Here is a 17516-nt window from a genome sequence, read left to right as displayed (position 1 = left end):
GCGGGTTATCCATCGCTCAGGATCCCATACATGCAGGTCAGCAAATCGAACAAGCTCGCCAACGTCTGTTATGACATCCGCGGGCCGGTGCTCAAGCACGCCAAACGCCTGGAAGAGGAAGGTCATCGCATCCTCAAGCTGAACATCGGCAACCCGGCTCCGTTTGGTTTCGAGGCGCCGGAAGAAATCCTCCAGGACGTCATCCGCAACCTGCCCACAGCCCAAGGCTACAGCGACTCCAAGGGCCTGTTCAGCGCGCGCAAGGCGGTGATGCAGTACTACCAGCAGAAGCAGGTCGAAGGCGTCGGCATCGAGGACATCTACCTCGGCAATGGGGTGTCCGAGCTGATCGTTATGGCCATGCAGGCACTGCTCAACAACGGCGACGAGGTGCTGATCCCGGCACCCGACTACCCGCTGTGGACCGCCGCAGTGGCACTGGCCGGCGGCAAGCCGGTGCACTACCTGTGCGACGAGCAGGCCGGCTGGTTCCCCGGCGTCGCCGACATGCGCGCCAAGATCACGCCGAACACCAAGGCGTTGGTGCTGATCAACCCGAACAACCCCACCGGCGCGGTGTATTCGAAGGAAGTGCTGCTGGATATCGTCGAACTGGCGCGCCAGCACAACCTGGTGCTGTTCTCCGACGAGATCTACGACAAGATCCTCTACGACGAGGCCGTGCACATCAGCACCGCCTCGCTGGCACCGGACGTGCTGTGCCTGACCTTCAACGGCCTGTCCAAGAGCTATCGGGTGGCGGGGTTCCGCTCCGGCTGGGTGGCCATCTCCGGGCCAAAGCACAAGGCGCAGAGCTATATCGAGGGCCTGGACATCCTGGCCAATATGCGCCTATGCGCGAATGTCCCCAGCCAGCATGCGATCCAGACCGCGCTCGGCGGCTACCAGAGCATCAACGACCTGGTGCTGCCCAACGGCCGCCTGCTGGAGCAGCGCAACCGCGCCTGGGAGCTGCTCAACGACATTCCCGGGGTCAGCTGCGTCAAGCCCATGGGCGCGCTGTACGCCTTCCCGCGGATCGATCCCAAGGTCTGCCCGATCCATAGCGACGAGAAGTTCGTCCTCGACCTGCTGCTGTCGGAGAAACTGCTGATCGTCCAGGGCACCGCCTTCAACTGGCCCTGGCCGGATCACTTCCGCGTGGTCACCCTGCCCCGCGTCGACGACCTGGAGCAGGCCATCGGCCGCATCGGCAACTTCCTCAAGGGCTATAGCCAGTAGGCCGGCATGGATCTGCAGATCGACGACTTCTACAAGGACGCGGCCGGCGGCCTGCTGCTGCTCTACCAGGCGTTCCCGCGCAAGCTGGCGCTGTACGTCGAAGACCTCATCGGCCGCGAGGAGCCAGATGAATTCGGCCTGCCCAGCAAGCGTCACCAGGCCTGCCTCGGCGCCCTGCTGTGGCTGGCCGAGGAAGGCTACATCCGCTTCGACTCGACCATCGCCTACGACGCGCTGGACCAGGCGGTGCTCACCGAGAAGGGTTTCCTGCGCCTGTCACGCGCCGTCCCTCATGCCCTGCGCGAGGGCGATACGCTGCCGCCAAGCGTGCGCCGAGTGCACGCCACCCTCGCCTTCCAGCTGCGCGAAGCACTGGCGCAGCGCCATGGCGAACGCATCGCGCGGCTGACCCGCCTGCTGTTCGAGAGCGCACTGCACGCCCCAGGGGACATAGTTTGAAATAGTCGCCGGTTGAAACCCCCAGGGGGGCGCCCTTATATAGCCGGCATTACTCGTACGTCTTTCCCCGTGAGGAGTTCGTTCACACCATGATGCGCATTATGTTGTTCCTGGCCACCAACCTGGCGGTGCTGGTCATCGCCAGCGTCACCCTCAAACTGCTGGGGGTCGATCGCTACACCGGCCAGAACCTCGGCAGCCTGCTGGTCTTCTGCGCCGTGTTCGGTTTCGCTGGCGCACTGGTGTCGCTGTTCATCTCCAAGTGGATGGCGAAGATGAGCACCGGCACCCAGATCATCACCCAGCCGCGCACCCGCCATGAACAGTGGCTGGTGCAGACCGTCGGGGAACTAGCGCGCGACGCCGGCATCAAGATGCCGGAAGTCGGCATCTTCCCGGCTTACGAGTCCAACGCCTTCGCCACCGGCTGGAACAAGAACGACGCATTGGTCGCCGTCAGCCAGGGTCTGCTCGAGCGCTTCTCGCCGGATGAGGTGCGCGCGGTGCTGGCCCACGAGATCGGTCACGTGGCCAACGGCGACATGGTCACCCTGGCGCTGATCCAGGGCGTGGTGAACACCTTCGTGATGTTCTTCGCGCGCATCTTCGGCAACTTCGTCGACAAGGCCATCCTCAAGAACGAAGACGGCCACGGCATCGGCTACTTCGTCGCGACCATCTTCGCCGAGCTGGTGCTGGGCATCCTCGCCAGCATCATCGTCATGTGGTTCTCGCGCAAGCGCGAGTTCAAGGCCGACGAAGCCGGCGCCCGCCTGGCCGGCACCGGCGCGATGATCGCCGCGCTGCAGCGCCTGCGCGCCGAACAGGGCGTGCCGGTGCACATGCCCGACAGCCTGACCGCCTTCGGCATCAACGGCGGCCTGAAGAACGGCCTGGCCGGCCTGCTGATGACCCACCCGCCGCTGGAAGATCGCATCGAGGCGCTGCGTCGCCTGGGCTGATCGCCCGCACTTGATAAAGGCGACCTTCGGGTCGCCTTTTTTATATTCGTGCCCCGCCCTGAACATCCAGGGGCCTCGCCCCTTCGGGCCGTCGCCAGCGCGAGGCGTTTTTGCACCCTACCCGCGCTTGTCTAGACGGTAGACCACCTCATCAAGCGCCTTGAGCTCGTGGCGGATGAATTTCCAGTTGCCCGCCAGCACGTCCTCGCGCTGCAGCGTCATTACCTGCCAGCCGGCGGCGAAATGCCCCTGCACCTCGTCGTCGCCGACAGCGAAGGGCGGCCCGTCCATCTGGCTCTGCAGGTAGTCCAGGGTGATCAGCAGGCCGCGGCAGCCGCTAGGCAGAATCGCCGTCAGGTGCGCCGCATAGCGCGCGCGCATCTCCGGCGGCAGCGCGATCAGCGCGGCACGGTCGTACAGCGCCTGGCACTCGGCAACGTCCTCGGCGCGCAGGGCGAAGAAATCGCCACACCACAGCTCCAGCGCGCCGGCGCGATAGACCTTGAAGGCGCCTCGTCGGGAGATCTGCGGCTGCAGGCCCTGCTCGGCAAAGAAGTTCGCCACCGCTTTTTCCGCCAGCTCCACGCCGAGCACGCGATACCCCTGGCCGGCCAGCCAGGCCAGATCCAGGCTCTTGCCGCACAGCGGCACCAGCACCTGGGCGCCGACAGGCACCTCCAGCGCGGGCCAATGCCGCTGCAGGTAGGGATTGACCTGATCCAGATGGAAACCGATCTGATCACGCGCCCAGCGCTCCTGCCAGAAACCATCGTGCACACAAACCTCCAGGTAAATCGATGATAAGGCTCAAGAATTTATGCTGGAATCCGATAGGTCCAGCCACCAAGATGACAGCATCCTACTCCAGGAGTTAGCGCCATGCTGCCTTCGCTGTTCATCTCCCACGGTTCGCCCATGCTCGCGCTGGAGCCCGGCGCCAGCGGTCAAGCCCTCGCCAGGCTGGCGGCCGAGCTGCCGCGCCCACGCGCCGTGCTGGTGGTCTCGGCGCACTGGGAAAGCCAGCAGCTGCTGCTAGGCGCCGCCGCACAGCCACGGACCTGGCACGATTTCGGCGGTTTCCCTGCCGCGCTGTATGCCGTGCAGTATCCCGCGCCCGGCGCCCCGGCGCTGGCCGCACAAATCGCCGAGCACCTGAGCGATGCTGGTCTCGCGGCCGCGCTCGATGCGCAACGTCCGCTCGATCACGGCGCCTGGGTGCCGCTGTCCTTGATGTACCCGGCCGCCGACATCCCCGTGCTGCAGCTGTCGCTGCCCAGCCGCCTCGGCCCCGAACAGCAGACCCGCATCGGCCGCGCGCTGGCCGGCCTACGCGAGCACGGCGTGCTGCCGATCGGATCCGGCAGCATCACCCACAACCTCGCCGAACTGGACTGGCGTGCCGGCCCCGAGCAGGTCGCGCCCTGGGCCAGGGCGTTTCGCGACTGGATGGTGGAGAGGCTCGCCGAGGACAACGAAAGCGCCCTGCACCGCTATCGCCAGCAGGCCCCGCACGCCGTGCGCAACCACCCCACGGACGAGCACCTGCTGCCGCTGTTCTTTGCCCGCGGCGCCGGCGGCGCCTTCAAGCTGGAACATTCGGGTTTCACCTATGGCGCGCTGGGAATGGACATCTACCGCTTCGGCTAGCAACGCCCCACCATGCGGCATCCAGGTCGAACCTCTGCCCTGGCGACGAAGTCGGAAGCTGTAAGCCCATCGTTGCGGAGAGACCGCCATGACCTACTACTGGGATCTGATCGAACGCCTGCTGCACGAAGCGCAGAACTCGGCCGGCAAAGCCTTCGCCCCGCGCCGCTACGCCGAGGAACTGGCCAATGAGCTGGAACAGGCGGGCGAACATATCGACGACCTCGACCACTTGCGCGCCGAAGCCGCCCGCTACGAGGCACGACTGCTGGAAGGCGGTTTCATCGAAGCGCGCCCCGAAAACGAGGGCGGCAACGGCGAGAATTTCGTCCTCACCCCGCGCGGTGCACAACTGCTGAGCATGCTCGACAGCAGCATTCCCGGCAGCGAGCATCCGCGCGAAGTGCTCGACGAGGCCGGCGAGGCGGCGCTGACGCCGGAGGTGTTCGACCGCCTCGCGACCAGGGCCAACCTCGGCGAGGCGAGCTGACCGACCACGTGCGCGCGAACACCATAAAAAACGCCGCGACCCGGTAAGGTGTCGCGGCGTTCTCGTCTTGCAGCCGCAGGCCCCTCGAGGCCCGCTGTGCGCTCGGACTCAATCCTCGCGGTAGCGACGCAGCTTCAGCGCCTTGCCGGCGACGCGGGTGTCCTTGAGCTTGCCCAGCAGACGATCGAGGCCGTCTTCCGGCAGTTCGACCAGGCTGAAGGTCTCGCGGATCTGGATGCGGCCGATGGCTTCGCGGGCCAGGCCGCCCTCGTTGAGGATGGCGCCGAGCAGGTTCTTCGCGGCGATGCCGTCGCGGGTACCCAGCGCGGTACGGCAACGCACGCGGCCTTCGCCCAGCGGCAACGGCGCGCGACGCTCACGGTATTCGCCACGCTCGCCACCGCGCTCACCGTCACGCTCACGACGCTCGCGCGGGGCACCGCCGACGCCCGGTACCAGCGGCTGCTCGCGCTCGACACTGGCCAGATCCAGGGCCTGGCCGTTGGTGGCCTTCTTCAGCAGGGCCGCGGCCAGGGCGCGCGGGCTGCAGCCGATGTCGGCGGTCAGACGGTCGAGCAGCTCGCCGTGGCTGGCTTCGGCATCGGCGACCAGCGGCGCCAGGCCGCTGGTGAGCTTCTTGATGCGGGCATCGAGCACCTGCTGGGCGTTCGGCAGCTTGACCTCGCCGACCTTCTGCCCGGTGACGCGCTCGATCACCTGCAGCATGCGCCGCTCGCGCGGGGTCACCAGCAGCAGCGCGCGGCCGTCGCGGCCGGCACGGCCGGTACGGCCGATACGGTGCACGTAGGACTCCGGGTCGTACGGCATGTCGACGTTGAACACGTGGGTGATGCGCGGTACGTCGATGCCACGGGCGGCGACGTCGGTGGCGACGACGATGTCCAGACGGCCATCCTTGAGCGAGTCGATCACCCGCTCGCGCTGGGCCTGGGCGATGTCGCCGTTCAGCGCGGCGGCCTTGAAGCCCTTGGCCTCCAGCGCTGCGGCCAGATCCAGGGTGGCCTGCTTGGTGCGCACGAAGGCGATCAAGGCGTCGAACTCCTCGACCTCCAGCAGACGCAGCACGGCGTTGGTCTTCTGGTCGGCGTGGATCATCAGGTGCGCCTGCTCGATGCGCGAGACGGTCTGGGTCTTGGCGGCAATCTTGATGTGCTGCGGCTCGCGCAGGTGCTTCTCGGCGATGGCGCGGATCGAGTGCGGCAGCGTAGCGGAGAACAGCACGCTCTGGCGGCTAGCCGGCATGGCTTCGAAGATGATCTCCAGATCGTCCATGAAGCCCAGCTTGAGCATCTCGTCCGCCTCGTCGAGCACCAGGTGGGCGATGGTGGACAGCACCTTGTCGTCGCGACGCAGGTGGTCGACCAGGCGCCCCGGGGTGGCGACGATGACCTGCGCGCCCATGCGCAGGGCCTTGAGCTGCGGCCCCATGGGCGCGCCGCCGTAGACGGCGACCACGTTCACGCCCGGCATCTGCTTGGAGTAGGTTTCGAAGGCGGTGGCCACCTGCAGGGCCAGCTCGCGGGTCGGGGCGAGGATCAGCACCTGCGGCTCGCGCTTGGCCGGGTCGATCTTCGACAGCAGCGGCAGGGCGAAGGCGGCGGTCTTGCCGGTGCCGGTCTGCGCCTGGCCGATCATGTCGTGGCCGGCGAGGATCACCGGAATGGCCTGCGCCTGGATCGGCGACGGCTCTTCGTAACCGACGGCGGTCAGAGCAGCGAGAATATTGGGGTGAAGTCCGAGCGCGGCGAAGCCGCCGATTTCCTGGGTCATGGGTCTGCCTCTAGTGCATCCGCAAAGACCCATGTTCCAAAGCTGCGCATGCCGTGTAAGACCTTGTGGGTCACCCTGGCAGCCTGGTTCGGCGGGGATTTGCGAAGACGTGATGAAAGTGAATCGTCAAGGATAGTCCGCGGGGGACTGGCTGCCGAAGTCGGGCTCCGGGCGATTTGCGCTACCTGAACGTGGCCAGAGAATTGGCCGGCGCGCACTATACCGGAAATTCCTGCCACAGGTGGCAGTTTTTGCAGTTGGCGGCGCAATCGCCTGCCGAGCGGCGTCTCAACTGGCGGGGCGCAAGGCCTCGATCAAGGGCTGCAGCGAATAGCCCAGCCGTGGCGCCAGCTCGCCGGCGCGCGCCTGCAGGCGGCCGAGATCCAGTTGCTGCTGGAGATCGGCGGGGATCAGCAGCACCACGTTGCCCTCCTTCACCGGGCACTCCCAGTAGTGGCGATGGTAGAGGCCGCGCAGCAGCGCCGCGCCGAGCGGCTTGCCGTCGTTGCCGGCCCACTGGTTGATGATCAGCCAGCCGCCGGGGTTGAGCTTCTCCCGGCAGCACTCGAGAAAGCGCCAGGCCAGGTGGCCGGTCCCCGGGCCCTGGTCGGTATACAGATCGAGGAAGATCAGGTCGGCGGTTTCGGCGCTGGCCAGCAGCTCGGTGGCGTCGCCGATGCGGATGGTCAGGCGCGGGTCGTCGTCCAGACCGAGAAACTCCATGGCCAGACGCGGCACGTCGGGACGCAGTTCGATGGCCTCGACATCCTCCAGCGGCAGGAACTTCAGGCAGGCCTGGGTCAGGTTGCCGGCGCCAAGACCGAGAAACAGCGCGGTTTCCGGCGCCTCGTGGCACAGCGCGCCGAGCAACATGGCGCGGGTGTAGTCGTACTCCAGCCAGCTCGGGTCGGCGGTGAACACGCAGCTCTGCTCGATGGCTTCGCCGAACTCGAGGAAGCGATAAGCGCCGATCTGCACCACGCGGATCACCCCGAAGGCGTCGCGCACCTCGGCCAGCAGGACTTCGTCCAGCTTCTGCATCTCTTCGCTCGGCGGCAATCCCGGCATCGCCCTCACTCCTGCTGTCCGCTCCCGGCCCCACGCCTGGACGACGGCGCCGATTGTCGGCGAAGCCTTGCGCCCGGTCACGCGATAATTGCGCGGCCACGGTGCCTGCGGCAGGCCGGGCTTATCGGTTAACATGCCGATTCGCCTGATCAACCGAGACGCAGCATGTCGCACGCCTGGAGCCCCGAGAGCTGGAGAGGCAAGCCCATCCAGCAGCAACCCGAATACCCCGACGCCGCCCATCTGGCCCGCGTCGAGCACACCCTGGCCGGCTATCCGCCGCTGGTGTTCGCAGGCGAGGCGCGTGAGCTGCGCCGACAGTTCGCCGAGGTGACTCAGGGCCGCGCCTTCCTGCTGCAGGGCGGCGACTGCGCCGAGAGTTTCGCCGAGTTTTCCGCGGCGAAGATCCGCGACACCTTCAAGGTGCTGCTGCAGATGGCCATCGTCATGACCTTCGCCGCCGGCTGTCCGGTGGTCAAGGTCGGACGCATGGCCGGCCAGTTCGCCAAGCCGCGCTCGGCCGGCAGCGAGACCATCGACGGAGTCACCCTGCCCGCCTACCGCGGCGATATCGTCAATGCCATCGGCTTCGACGCCGCCAGCCGCGCGCCCGACCCGGAACGCCTGCTGCAGGCCTACCACCAGGCCACCGCCAGCCTCAACCTGCTGCGCGCCTTCGCCCAGGGCGGCTTCGCCGATGTGCACCAGGTGCACCAGTGGAACCTCGACTTCATCGCCAACTCGGCGCTCTCCGAGAAGTACCACCAGTTGGCCAATCGGATCGACGAGACCCTGGCCTTCATGCGCGCCGTCGGCATGGACAGCGCGCCGCAACTGCGCGAGGTCAGCTTCTTCACCGCCCACGAGGCACTGCTGCTGAATTACGAACAGGCCTTCGTCCGCCAGGACAGCCTCACCGGGCGCTGGTACGACTGCTCGGCGCACATGCTGTGGATCGGCGACCGCACCCGTCAGCTGGACGGTGCCCACGTCGAATTCATGCGCGGCATCGAGAACCCCATCGGCGTCAAGGTCGGCCCGAGCATGGACCCGGACGAGCTGATCCGCCTGATCGATGTGCTCAACCCGGACAACGACCCGGGCCGCCTCAACCTGATCGTGCGCATGGGCGCCGACAAGGTCGAGCAGCACTTCCCGCGCCTGCTGCGCAAGGTCCAGGGCGAAGGGCGCCAGGTGCTGTGGAGCAGCGACCCCATGCACGGCAACACCATCAAGGCCTCGAGCGGCTACAAGACCCGCGACTTCGCGCAGATCCTCAGCGAGGTCAAGCAGTTCTTCGCCGTGCACCAGGCCGAGGGCACCCACGCCGGCGGCATTCATATCGAGATGACCGGGCAGAACGTCACCGAGTGCATCGGCGGCGCGCGGCCGGTGACCGAAGACAGCCTGTCGGATCGCTACCACACCCACTGCGACCCACGGATGAATGCCGACCAGTCGCTGGAGCTGGCCTTCATGATCGCCGAGACGCTGAAACAGGTCAGACGCTGAAATCCCCCGGGCGCCATCCGCGGCGCCCGCTTCGCCAACCGGCTCGCAGGCTTTTCGCCAGCGATTGCGGCATAATGCCGGCCCCCAACGCGAGCGCCGACCAGGTGCCGAACAGCAGTACCCGCCGGGAAGGACTCGCGGCCACATCACACACAAGGACGATGATTCATGCAACTGCGTACCAACCTCTCCGCTTTCGCCCTGTCCGGCGCCGTTCTGCTGACCGGCTGCCAGAACATGTCCCCCGACGCCATGCTGCAATCCGGCCTGATGGCCGTGCAGGCCGCGACCCTGAGCGATGCCGAGGTCAAGGACATGTCCGACCAGGCCTGCGCCGAAATGGACGCCTCGGCCAACATCGCCGACCCGGATAGCACCTACGGCAAGCGCCTGGACAAGATCGCCGGCAACCTCGGCCAGCAGGTCAACGGCACGCCGGTAACCTACAAGGTCTACCTGGCCGACGAGGTCAACGCCTGGGCCATGGCCAACGGCTGCGTGCGCGTCTACAGCGGCCTGATGGACCTGATGAGCGACAACGAAGTGGAAGGCGTGCTCGGCCACGAGATGGGGCACGTCGCCCTCGGCCACACTAAGAAGGCCATGCAGACCGCCTATGCCACGGCCGCCGCGCGCAATGCCGCCGCCTCTTCGGGCAACGCCACCGTCGCGGCGCTGTCCAGCTCGCAGATCGGCGCCCTCGGCGAGCAGCTGGTCAACGCGCAGTTCTCGCAGAGCCAGGAGACCGCCGCGGACAACTTCTCCTTCGATCTGCTGGGCCAGCGCGGCATCCCGCGCGAAGGCCTGGTCAGCGCCTTCGAGAAACTGGCCAAGCTCAGCGGCGGCGAGAGCAGCATGTTCTCCTCGCACCCCGGCTCCAGCGAGCGCGCCGACAACATGCGCACCCGCCTGGCGGCCAAGTAAGGCCGCAGCCAGGGGCCGCTCCGGCGGTCCCTGCTAACCCAGCAGATGCCGGTGCGCCACACCCGGCGCCAGCCACACCTGTTCCAGTCCAAGCCAGCGCGCCAGGCCCTGCAGCGACTCACCCAGCGCCAGGCGTGCCTCCTCGTTCAATACCGCCTCCTCCAGATGCACGGCATGCACCGCCAGGCGCCCCTGCGCCCGCTCGCTGCGCAGATCGACACGCGCCAGCAGGCGTTCGTGATGCAGGAACGGCAGCACGTAGTAGCCATGCACGCGTTTGTGCACCGGGGTATAGATCTCCAGGCGATAGCGGAAGCCGAATAGCCGCTCGGTGCGCTCACGCGCCCAGATCAGCGAATCGAAGGGCGACAGCAGCGCGCTGGCCTTGATTCGCCGCCCGATGCGCGGTTCGCCACGGCAATAGGCCGGCTGCCGCCAGCCCTGCACCGCAACCGGCAGCAACTCGCCCGCCTCCACCAGTTCGGCCAGACGCGTCTTGCAGTCGGTGGCGTCGAGCCGGTAGTAGTCGCGCAGATCCTTCTCGGTCGCTACGCCCAGCGCCTCGGCCGAACGCAGCAGCAGACGGCGCTGCGCCTCGGCCTCGTCCGGCTCCACCTGGGCGAGGACGGCGGCGGGAATCACCCGTTCGGGCAGATCGTACAGGCGCTCGAAGCCGCGGCGCCCGGCGACCGTGACCTGGCCCGCGGCGAACAGCCATTCCAGCGCGTGCTTCTCCTCGCTCCAGTCCCACCAGGGGCCGGCGCGCTGCTGGCGGCTCGACAGGCTGCCGGCGCCCAGCGCACCCTGCTCGCGCACCGCCTGCAGCACCCGCGCGATCACCTCGCCACGCTGCGCAGCGAACTCCGCCAACTGCCGGTAGATGCCGCGCCCCTGCGCCGCCCGACGCATGCGCCAGCGCAGCAAGGGATGGACGTCCAGCGGCAGCAGCGAGGCTTCGTGGCCCCAGTATTCGAACAGCGCGCGTTGGCGCGGCTTGCCCCAGGCCAGTTGGTCGAGCAGCTCGGGCGCATAGTGGCCGAGCCGGGAGAACGCCGGTAGGTAGTGCGAGCGCACCAGCGCGTTGACCGAGTCGATCTGCACCACGCCAAGGCGTTCGAGCTGGTTCAGCAACTGGCGCCGACCGACCTTGCCGCGCGTGGTGCGGCCGAAGCCTTGGGCGGCCAGGGCCAGGCGACGAGCGTCGGCGATCGAGAGTGAATCGGACATGCGGCCCTCGCTGGTTTGGCGGTCCGCCCAGACTAGTCGCGCGCCAGTTCCAACGGCAACGATGGCTGCGCGTCGGGCGCCAGGAAGCGCTGGCGAAAGCTGAAGGCCGCAGGCGTCGGCCCCTCGCTGCGCAGCCGCTGCAGGCGCTCGGCCGCCTCCGCCAGGCTCGGCAGATGGCCGGCAGCCACCCACCAGAGCACCATGTGCGCCGACTTTTGCGCCACGAACCACTCGCGGCGACGCTTGAGCATCTCGGTATGGGCGGACTTGTAGACGTAGTCGGCCAGCGACTCGATGTCGCGCCAGACCGACATGTTGACCAGCACGTCCTCGCCGAACGGGCGCAGCGCGGTGGCGTCACCGCCCTCGTCCTCGAGACGCCAGACGAAGCCGGGCGACGCCTCGGCCAGCGCGTTGATGGGCGCCAGATTGGCGACAAAGTCGGCCAGTTGCGGCGAGTCCAGCGGCGCCGCCAGGCTGGCGATGTTCAGTTGGGCCAGGTGATAACGGGACATGGGCACTCCTTGTCTATCCATCGAACTGTTCGACGCCACCGCGACGCGGCGCCAGGCGACGGCGCAGCCAGGTATCGCCGCTGACCAGGCTGATGCCCGCCAGCACCAGCAGCGCGCCGATGACGAAGTTAAGGCTGAGCGGCTCGTCCAGCACCAGCACGCCGAAGCTCACGCCGAACAGCGGGGTCATGAAGGAATACACCGCCATGTTGGACGCCAGGTAGCGGCGCAGCAGCCAGAACCAGGCCAGATAGCTGAGAAAGGACACCACCACGCCCTGCAGCAGAACACTGGCGATGGCTACCGGGGTCCAGCGCACCGGCGGGAGTTCGACGAACAGCGAGGCGTAGCCCAGCAGCAGCACGAAGGCCAGCGCCAGCTGATAGAACAGGGTCAGGGCCGGCGGCGCCTCGGACAGGCGCGAGGCGCGCACCACCACGGTGGTGGCGCCCCAGGCCATGCCGGCGCACAGGCCGAGGACATCGCCCAGCAGCATGCGACCATCCAGCGCCGCCCAGTTGCCGCCGCCACCGAAGGCCATCGCCACTCCGCCGAAGCACAGGGCGATGCCCAGCCACTGCAGGCTGCGCAGGCGCTCGCTGGGCAGCAGCAGGTGCAGGCCCAGCGCGGAGAAGATCGGTGCGGTGTAGAGAAACACCGCCATATGCGACGCCGAGGTGTACTGCAGACCATGGGCGATAAAGAAGAATTCCAGGGCGAACAGCGCGCCGGTGAGCAGGCCGGCACGCCAGGTCCAGGGCAGCCAGGTGCGCCAGCCGCGCTGGCAGAGCAGCAGCGCACCGACCAGCAGCGCGGCGATTCCCGAGCGCAGCGCCACCTGCAACAGCGGCGCGATGTCAGCGGCAGCCAGCTTGATCGCCACCTGCTGGCTGCCCCAGACGGCGCACAGCAACAGCATCAGTTGCAACAGAAAGCAATCGGCGCCCTTGCGCGTCGTACCCATTCAGCCACTCCAGATTACGATTTAACGCTTGAGCGGATCATCCCAGAACGGCCGCTCGCTTTCCTGCACCGCATCGGCCCGACTCAGACCGATGTCCTTGAGCGCCGCCTCGTCGAGCATGCCCAGGCGGTGACGCTGCTCGGCCAGTTGCCACCAGCGGCGCAGCTGGCGACCCAGCGCCCGCAGCCGGGCCCCTGCGTGCAGCCCGGGAACCTGTAGCGGATGAGCAACGGCATAACCTTTCTGACCTTTCATCTCTTTGCCCTCCCTGTGGGGTTGGCGCCAGTCTCGCGCCGGGCTTAAGATCAATCCAACGAATGTTTCTTATGCTATCCATCTTGGAGATTGATGAATGGCCTACCACCCCGGTATTGATACCGAATTACTGCGCAGCTTCGTCGCCATCGCCGACACCGGCGGTTTCACCCGCGCCGCCGAAGCGGTCAACCGCACCCAGTCGGCGGTGAGCATGCAGATGAAACGGCTGGAGGACGACGTGGTGCAGCGCCCGCTGTTCGAACGCGATGGCCGTCAGGTGCGCCTGACCCCCGAAGGCCAATTGCTGCTGGGCTATGCACGGCGCATCCTCAAGCTGCACGGTGAGGTGCTGACCACCCTGCGCGAACCGCACATGGTCGGCGCCATGCGCATCGGTACGCCGGACGACTACGTGATGCGCTTCATGCCGGGCATCCTCTCGCGTTTCGCCCAGGCCTACCCCATGGTGCAGGTGGAGCTGCACTGCGAGCCGTCCTTCCAGCTGCTGCAGCGTCAGGACCTCGACCTGACCATCGTGACCCGCGAGCCGGGCAAGGAGATCGGCCAGCTGCTGCGCCAGGAGCGCATCGTCTGGGCCGAGGCGCAGGGCTTCAGCCCACATGAACAGGACCCGCTGCCGCTGGCGATGTTCAACTCGCAGTGTTTCTGCCGCTCCTGGGCCTGCAACGCGCTGGACGCCATGCAGCGCGAATACCGCATCGCCTACACCAGCCCCAGCCTGTCGGCGATCATGGCGGTGGTCAGCGCCGGCCTGGCCATCACTGCCCAGCTGCAGAGCCTGATCACGCCGGACATGCGCATCATCGGCGAGGCCGAGGGCCTGCCCGCCATGCCCTCGGCGAGCATCGTGCTGCTGCGCAACGAAGCCAGCCAGTCGCCCGTCACCGAGTGCCTGGCCGAACATATCGTGGAAGGTTTTCGTCTCTAGGAGGCGCCCATTACTGCTTGAACTCGAACTGTAGTTCGGCGCCTTCGATGGATTCCCAGTAGTCGTCGATCCGCTCGTTGCTGAGCAGCCTGCCGCTGAGCTGGAAAGGATTGCCCTGCTCGCTCTTGTCGACGAACAGCGGCGGCAGCAATGGCGGCAGCTCGGCGCCGCCCACCTGCGCAGGCAGGGGCTCGAGCAACTCCTCGGGCAGGCTCAGATCGAGCGCGACCTGCGGCTCGGGTTCGGCCGCTCGAACGCTCGGTTGCGGACCGGGCTCGACCGGCTGCGCCGCCTTGACCGCTGTCGGCCGGGCTGGCGTGGCGGGCTCGACGGCCGGTGGTGCGGACACGGGCGCCGGCCGCTGAACGGGGGCTGCACTCTCCACAGGCGCCGGCGCACCCGTTTGGGCGCCCGCCGGCTCACGCTCGCAGGCGCCCAGCAAGCCGAGGGATAACAACAACAGCAGACAACCAATACGCTTACGCTTCATCGACAACAACGGAACTCAGCAACGGGAAAGTGCCATGCTCTTCCTGTCGCGAGCGCCTGGCAAGTGGGCTTACAGTGCTTTTACTCACGACCATGAGCTATCGGTCGGATTCGTCCTCCAGGCGGCCGAGCTCGGCCTCGATGTCCAGCTGCGGATGCTCGGCACGCAGCTGCTCGAACAGGCGCTGCGCCTTCTCCTCCTCACCGGCACGCCGCAGCCCTAACAGGCGCAGCAGGTTGTCGCGTGGTTCGGCCTTGGCCGGCGCCGCAGATTCCTCGACAGCCGTATCGGCCATGCTCGCCGCGGGCGCGGCCTGCATGCGTAGCGCCGGCGCCTCCTTCTTGCGCTCGGCCGGCGCAGGCGCCGCCGGAGCGGCGTACTGCCGCGAAAGCGCTTCGCGCGCGGGCGCCCTCACCGCCGCCGGCGGCACGGTATCGAAGGCGTCCGGGCTGCGTTCCAGCGTGCGCCAGGTCAGGCTGACGCCGATGCCGACGCAGGCCAGCCCCGCCAGGGCCACCGACCAACGCTGCCGGCCGCTGCCGAACAGCCATCGATGCAGGCGCTGAGCCAAGCCAGCCCCGGGTTCATCCGCGGCTTGCCGCACCGACTCGCGAGCCGCCGCACTGGCCGCCGCCAGGATTCGCGCATCCATTTCGGCCGAGGGTTCGCCGCCGCCATGGGCACGAAAGTGCGCCAGCAACTCCTGCTCGTGTTCCAGGGGGTCTCGATCATGCTTCATGCGGACAACTCCTCGCAGGCCAGCAGCCGGCGTAACTTCTGCAGGGCATAGCGCAGGCGGCTCTTGACCGTCTCGGCCGGCGTATGGGTCAGCTCGGCGATCTCGCTCAGTTCCAGGTCGCCATGGGCGCGCAGCAGAAACACCTCGCGCTGATCGGCCGGCAGATCCGCCAGCGCGGCCTGCAGGCGCTCGCCGTCGCGGCTCAGGCCGAGCTGCTGCTCCGGGCCCGGCTGCGGGTCCGGCTGGGCGTGCTGGCCTTCATCGTATGCGTCGTGGCCAGCCTGGTGCCTGCCGTTCTTGCGCCAGTGGTCGATCAGCCGGTTGCGGGCGATCTGGTACAGCCAGGTCTTGAACAGCACGGCCTCGCGCTGCTCGCTCCGGCTGCGCACCAGGCTCATCCAGGTTTCCTGGAACACCTCCTCGGCCAGGGCGTGATCGCCGCACAGGCCGAGCAGGAAACGGAACAGGCCCAGCCGGTGGCGCCGGTACAGCTCGTCGAAGGCCGCGGCATCGCCGCCGCGGTAATGCCGCAGCAGCGCGGCGTCGTCGTCCGTGAGAGGTGCGTTCACTGCCGAACTCGTGCGGGTGTGGAAGCGGAAGTTTGCAGGCTCTGGGCGATTTCGACCAGTTGGATGAACTCGCCGCGCAGCCCGAAACGATCCTCGCCCTTGGCCGAACGGGCCAGCGCGATGCTCTGCGCCAGATCGAAATCACCGGTATAGCGCCCCTCCTTGAGCTGCTGGGCGAAGGCGGCCACCGCCGCGGCGAAACGCAGATCCTCGCTGGCCGCCGCGACCGGCCGCTCCTCGGCGCGCGCGATCGGGTGCTCCAGCAGGCGGCTGCTCTGCTCGCCCGGCGCCTTGTAGCGAATCCTCAGCCAGGCCAGTTCCCCGGTCTTGCTCTCAGTCTGGGCAGTGGCTTGATAACGCAGCGGTTCCAGCCAGCCCTTGGCACCGGCCGGCACCAGCTCGTACAGCGCGGTGACCGTATGCCCAGCACCGATATCGCCGGCGTCGACCTTGTCGTTGCTGAAGTCCTCGCGCTTCAGCGCGCGGTTCTCGTAGCCCAGCAAGCGGTACTCGCTGACCTCGGCCGGGTTGAATTCCAGCTGCAGCTTGACGTCGCTGGCCACCGTGGCCAGGGTCGAGCCGAGCTGATCGACCAGCACCTTGCGCGCCTCGCGCAGGTTGTCGATATAGGCGTAGTTGCCGTTGCCGGCATCGGCCAGCTGCTCCATCAGGCGCTCGTTGTAGTTGTCCACGCCGAAGCCCAGGGTGGTCAGGGAGACGCCGCTCTTGCGCTTGTCGACGGCCAGCTGCTTGAGGCTGTCGAAGTCGCTGATGCCGACGTTGAAGTCGCCATCGGTGGCCAGCAGGATGCGGTTGATGCCGCCGTCGATCAGGTGCTGCTGCGCCTGTTGGTAGGCCAGCTGGATGCCCGACTCGCCGGCGGTGGAGCCGCCCGCGGTCAGCCGATCGATGGCCGCGCGAATGGCCGCCTTGTCGCCGCCGGACGTGGAGTCCAGCACCACCTCGCTGGCGCCGGCATAGGCGACCAGCGATACGCGATCCTGCGGGCGCAACTGCTCGACCAGCAGCTTGAGCGTGCCCTGCACCAGCGGCAGGCCCTCGCGGCGCTGCATGGAGCCGGAGACATCGACCAGAAACACCAGGTTGGCCGGCGGCAGCTCATCCACGCTGCGATCGACGGCCTTGATGGCGATACGCAGCAGGCGGGTCTCGGGGTTCCAGGGCGTGACCGCCAGTTCGGTGCCGACGCCGAAGGGCGCATCGCTCGTCGGCAGCGGGTAGGCGTAGGGGAAATAATTGACCAACTCCTCCAGGCGCACCGCGTCCTTCGGCGGCAGCTGCCCGCCATTGAGGAAGCGCCGCACGTTGGCGTAGCTGCCGGTGTCGACATCGATGCTGAAGGTGGAAACCGGCGTCTCCGCCACGGCGAATACGGGGTTATCCGCATAGGCCTGGTACTGTTCGCGCGGCACGTCGCGATAGCCCGGCGGCTGGGTATCGAGCATGGGGCTGGGGAGAGGGGCGACATGGTTGGGCAGCAGGCGCTCGCGCTTGCGCGTCAGCCCGGCGCGCACCTCGGCGGCGAGCGGCGGCGCCAGGCTGTCGTGCAGCGTGGCGGCCGGGGCGGCGGGCTTGCCCTGCGCCTCGGGTTCGGGGCCCGAGGCGCTGCAGGCGGTCAGGGCGAGCAACACCCCGGCTGCCAAACCGGCGGCCAGTGGACGAACGAGCAGTACGGAATAAGCGGACATG

19 protein-coding genes are annotated in these 17516 nt (G+C 67.5%); 8 read left to right on the top strand and 11 right to left on the bottom strand.

The window, feature by feature from the left end; genetic code table 11:
- The first annotated feature begins 30 nt into the window (after window positions 1-30).
- The 3 genes from ACUTAF_RS07180 (at window position 31) to htpX (ending at window position 2663) form a co-directional block, all read left to right on the top strand.
- Window positions 31-1242, top strand: coding sequence for a pyridoxal phosphate-dependent aminotransferase (locus tag ACUTAF_RS07180; RefSeq protein ID WP_445579324.1), 1212 nt, complete (start codon window positions 31-33; stop codon window positions 1240-1242).
- 6 nt (window positions 1243-1248) lie between these two features.
- Window positions 1249-1701: a hypothetical protein gene (locus tag ACUTAF_RS07175; protein WP_445579323.1), complete on the top strand. Its 453-nt coding sequence runs from the start codon at window positions 1249-1251 to the stop codon at window positions 1699-1701.
- Window positions 1702-1790: 89 nt separating this feature from the next.
- Window positions 1791-2663, top strand: coding sequence for a protease HtpX (gene htpX / locus ACUTAF_RS07170; RefSeq protein WP_445579322.1), 873 nt, complete (start codon window positions 1791-1793; stop codon window positions 2661-2663).
- 117 nt (window positions 2664-2780) lie between these two features.
- On the opposite strand, the gene ACUTAF_RS07165 is transcribed toward htpX, so the two are convergent.
- On the bottom strand, window positions 2781-3440 hold the full coding sequence (locus ACUTAF_RS07165; RefSeq protein ID WP_445579321.1) for a thiopurine S-methyltransferase: 660 nt from the start codon (window positions 3438-3440) through the stop codon (window positions 2781-2783).
- 102 nt (window positions 3441-3542) lie between these two features.
- On the opposite strand from ACUTAF_RS07165, the gene ACUTAF_RS07160 reads away from it, so the two are divergent.
- Together ACUTAF_RS07160 and ACUTAF_RS07155 are read left to right on the top strand one after the other, a co-directional pair.
- The gene (locus ACUTAF_RS07160) at window positions 3543-4310 is read left to right on the top strand and encodes a DODA-type extradiol aromatic ring-opening family dioxygenase (RefSeq protein WP_445579320.1); all 768 of its coding nucleotides are present in this window, start codon (window positions 3543-3545) and stop codon (window positions 4308-4310) included.
- Between the two features lie 88 nt (window positions 4311-4398).
- Window positions 4399-4800, top strand: coding sequence for a transcriptional regulator (locus ACUTAF_RS07155; protein ID WP_445579319.1), 402 nt, complete (start codon window positions 4399-4401; stop codon window positions 4798-4800).
- A 108-nt stretch (window positions 4801-4908) separates the two neighbouring features.
- Here ACUTAF_RS07155 and ACUTAF_RS07150 read toward each other — a convergent pair whose 3' ends face one another.
- Window positions 4909-6624: a DEAD/DEAH box helicase gene (locus ACUTAF_RS07150; RefSeq protein WP_445579318.1), complete on the bottom strand. Its 1716-nt coding sequence runs from the start codon at window positions 6622-6624 to the stop codon at window positions 4909-4911.
- 255 nt (window positions 6625-6879) lie between these two features.
- Window positions 6880-7659, bottom strand: coding sequence for a spermidine synthase (locus ACUTAF_RS07145; protein WP_445579317.1), 780 nt, complete (start codon window positions 7657-7659; stop codon window positions 6880-6882).
- A gap of 165 nt (window positions 7660-7824) precedes the next feature.
- Between ACUTAF_RS07145 and ACUTAF_RS07140 the strand changes: the two genes are divergently transcribed.
- Window positions 7825-9171: a class II 3-deoxy-7-phosphoheptulonate synthase gene (locus tag ACUTAF_RS07140; protein ID WP_445579316.1), complete on the top strand. Its 1347-nt coding sequence runs from the start codon at window positions 7825-7827 to the stop codon at window positions 9169-9171.
- A 168-nt stretch (window positions 9172-9339) separates the two neighbouring features.
- On the top strand, window positions 9340-10095 hold the full coding sequence (gene loiP / locus ACUTAF_RS07135; protein ID WP_445579315.1) for a metalloprotease LoiP: 756 nt from the start codon (window positions 9340-9342) through the stop codon (window positions 10093-10095).
- A 33-nt stretch (window positions 10096-10128) separates the two neighbouring features.
- On the opposite strand, the gene ACUTAF_RS07130 is transcribed toward loiP, so the two are convergent.
- From ACUTAF_RS07130 to ACUTAF_RS07115, 4 genes are read right to left on the bottom strand one after another with little or no spacing between them, the layout of a single operon-like run.
- A complete protein-coding gene (locus ACUTAF_RS07130; RefSeq protein ID WP_445579314.1) occupies window positions 10129-11322 on the bottom strand; it encodes a winged helix-turn-helix domain-containing protein in 1194 nt (397 codons plus the stop codon).
- Between the two features lie 32 nt (window positions 11323-11354).
- Window positions 11355-11837 (bottom strand): DUF3291 domain-containing protein, encoded by a 483-nt coding sequence (locus ACUTAF_RS07125; protein WP_445579313.1) that lies wholly within the window; start codon window positions 11835-11837, stop codon window positions 11355-11357.
- A gap of 13 nt (window positions 11838-11850) precedes the next feature.
- Window positions 11851-12801 (bottom strand): DMT family transporter, encoded by a 951-nt coding sequence (locus ACUTAF_RS07120; protein ID WP_445579312.1) that lies wholly within the window; start codon window positions 12799-12801, stop codon window positions 11851-11853.
- Between the two features lie 21 nt (window positions 12802-12822).
- The gene (locus ACUTAF_RS07115; RefSeq protein WP_445579311.1) at window positions 12823-13056 is read right to left on the bottom strand and encodes a DUF1127 domain-containing protein; all 234 of its coding nucleotides are present in this window, start codon (window positions 13054-13056) and stop codon (window positions 12823-12825) included.
- Between the two features lie 97 nt (window positions 13057-13153).
- Between ACUTAF_RS07115 and ACUTAF_RS07110 the strand changes: the two genes are divergently transcribed.
- Complete coding sequence (locus tag ACUTAF_RS07110) at window positions 13154-14008, top strand: LysR family transcriptional regulator (RefSeq protein WP_445579310.1); 855 nt, start codon at window positions 13154-13156, stop codon at window positions 14006-14008.
- A gap of 10 nt (window positions 14009-14018) precedes the next feature.
- Here the strand turns inward: ACUTAF_RS07110 and ACUTAF_RS07105 are convergent, their stop codons facing one another.
- From ACUTAF_RS07105 to ACUTAF_RS07090, 4 genes are all read right to left on the bottom strand, one after another.
- Window positions 14019-14498 (bottom strand): hypothetical protein, encoded by a 480-nt coding sequence (locus ACUTAF_RS07105; protein WP_445582416.1) that lies wholly within the window; start codon window positions 14496-14498, stop codon window positions 14019-14021.
- A 97-nt stretch (window positions 14499-14595) separates the two neighbouring features.
- Entirely contained in the window at window positions 14596-15237 is a 642-nt protein-coding gene (locus tag ACUTAF_RS07100) for a hypothetical protein (RefSeq protein WP_445579309.1), read from the bottom strand.
- Complete coding sequence (locus ACUTAF_RS07095; protein ID WP_445579308.1) at window positions 15234-15806, bottom strand: RNA polymerase sigma factor; 573 nt, start codon at window positions 15804-15806, stop codon at window positions 15234-15236. The genes ACUTAF_RS07100 and ACUTAF_RS07095 overlap by 4 nt, the downstream gene beginning before the upstream one ends.
- Window positions 15803-17515, bottom strand: coding sequence for a vWA domain-containing protein (locus ACUTAF_RS07090; RefSeq protein WP_445579307.1), 1713 nt, complete (start codon window positions 17513-17515; stop codon window positions 15803-15805). The genes ACUTAF_RS07095 and ACUTAF_RS07090 overlap by 4 nt, the downstream gene beginning before the upstream one ends.
- Between the last annotated feature and the right edge of the window lies 1 nt (window position 17516).

This window comes from Pseudomonas sp. SP16.1 (assembly GCF_052682975.1).
The sequence above is the reverse complement of the archived record's forward strand: the minus strand, read 5'-3'. Positions and strand labels throughout refer to the sequence as shown.

What these genes read in the sequence shown, in the direction of transcription:
- ACUTAF_RS07180 (WP_445579324.1), top strand. Translation starts at nt 31, where the DNA reads ATGCAGGTCAGCAAATCGAACAAGCTCGCCAACGTCTGTTATGACATC.
- ACUTAF_RS07175 (WP_445579323.1), top strand. Translation starts at nt 1,249, where the DNA reads ATGGATCTGCAGATCGACGACTTCTACAAGGACGCGGCCGGCGGCCTG.
- htpX (WP_445579322.1), top strand. Translation starts at nt 1,791, where the DNA reads ATGATGCGCATTATGTTGTTCCTGGCCACCAACCTGGCGGTGCTGGTC.
- ACUTAF_RS07160 (WP_445579320.1), top strand. Translation starts at nt 3,543, where the DNA reads ATGCTGCCTTCGCTGTTCATCTCCCACGGTTCGCCCATGCTCGCGCTG.
- ACUTAF_RS07155 (WP_445579319.1), top strand. Translation starts at nt 4,399, where the DNA reads ATGACCTACTACTGGGATCTGATCGAACGCCTGCTGCACGAAGCGCAG.
- ACUTAF_RS07150 (WP_445579318.1), bottom strand. Translation starts at nt 6,624, where the DNA reads ATGGGTCTTTGCGGATGCACTAGAGGCAGACCCATGACCCAGGAAATC.
- ACUTAF_RS07145 (WP_445579317.1), bottom strand. Translation starts at nt 7,659, where the DNA reads ATGCCGGGATTGCCGCCGAGCGAAGAGATGCAGAAGCTGGACGAAGTC.
- ACUTAF_RS07140 (WP_445579316.1), top strand. Translation starts at nt 7,825, where the DNA reads ATGTCGCACGCCTGGAGCCCCGAGAGCTGGAGAGGCAAGCCCATCCAG.
- loiP (WP_445579315.1), top strand. Translation starts at nt 9,340, where the DNA reads ATGCAACTGCGTACCAACCTCTCCGCTTTCGCCCTGTCCGGCGCCGTT.
- ACUTAF_RS07130 (WP_445579314.1), bottom strand. Translation starts at nt 11,322, where the DNA reads ATGTCCGATTCACTCTCGATCGCCGACGCTCGTCGCCTGGCCCTGGCC.
- ACUTAF_RS07125 (WP_445579313.1), bottom strand. Translation starts at nt 11,837, where the DNA reads ATGTCCCGTTATCACCTGGCCCAACTGAACATCGCCAGCCTGGCGGCG.
- ACUTAF_RS07120 (WP_445579312.1), bottom strand. Translation starts at nt 12,801, where the DNA reads ATGGGTACGACGCGCAAGGGCGCCGATTGCTTTCTGTTGCAACTGATG.
- ACUTAF_RS07115 (WP_445579311.1), bottom strand. Translation starts at nt 13,056, where the DNA reads ATGAAAGGTCAGAAAGGTTATGCCGTTGCTCATCCGCTACAGGTTCCC.
- ACUTAF_RS07110 (WP_445579310.1), top strand. Translation starts at nt 13,154, where the DNA reads ATGGCCTACCACCCCGGTATTGATACCGAATTACTGCGCAGCTTCGTC.
- ACUTAF_RS07105 (WP_445582416.1), bottom strand. Translation starts at nt 14,498, where the DNA reads ATGAAGCGTAAGCGTATTGGTTGTCTGCTGTTGTTGTTATCCCTCGGC.
- ACUTAF_RS07100 (WP_445579309.1), bottom strand. Translation starts at nt 15,237, where the DNA reads ATGAAGCATGATCGAGACCCCCTGGAACACGAGCAGGAGTTGCTGGCG.
- ACUTAF_RS07090 (WP_445579307.1), bottom strand. Translation starts at nt 17,515, where the DNA reads ATGTCCGCTTATTCCGTACTGCTCGTTCGTCCACTGGCCGCCGGTTTG.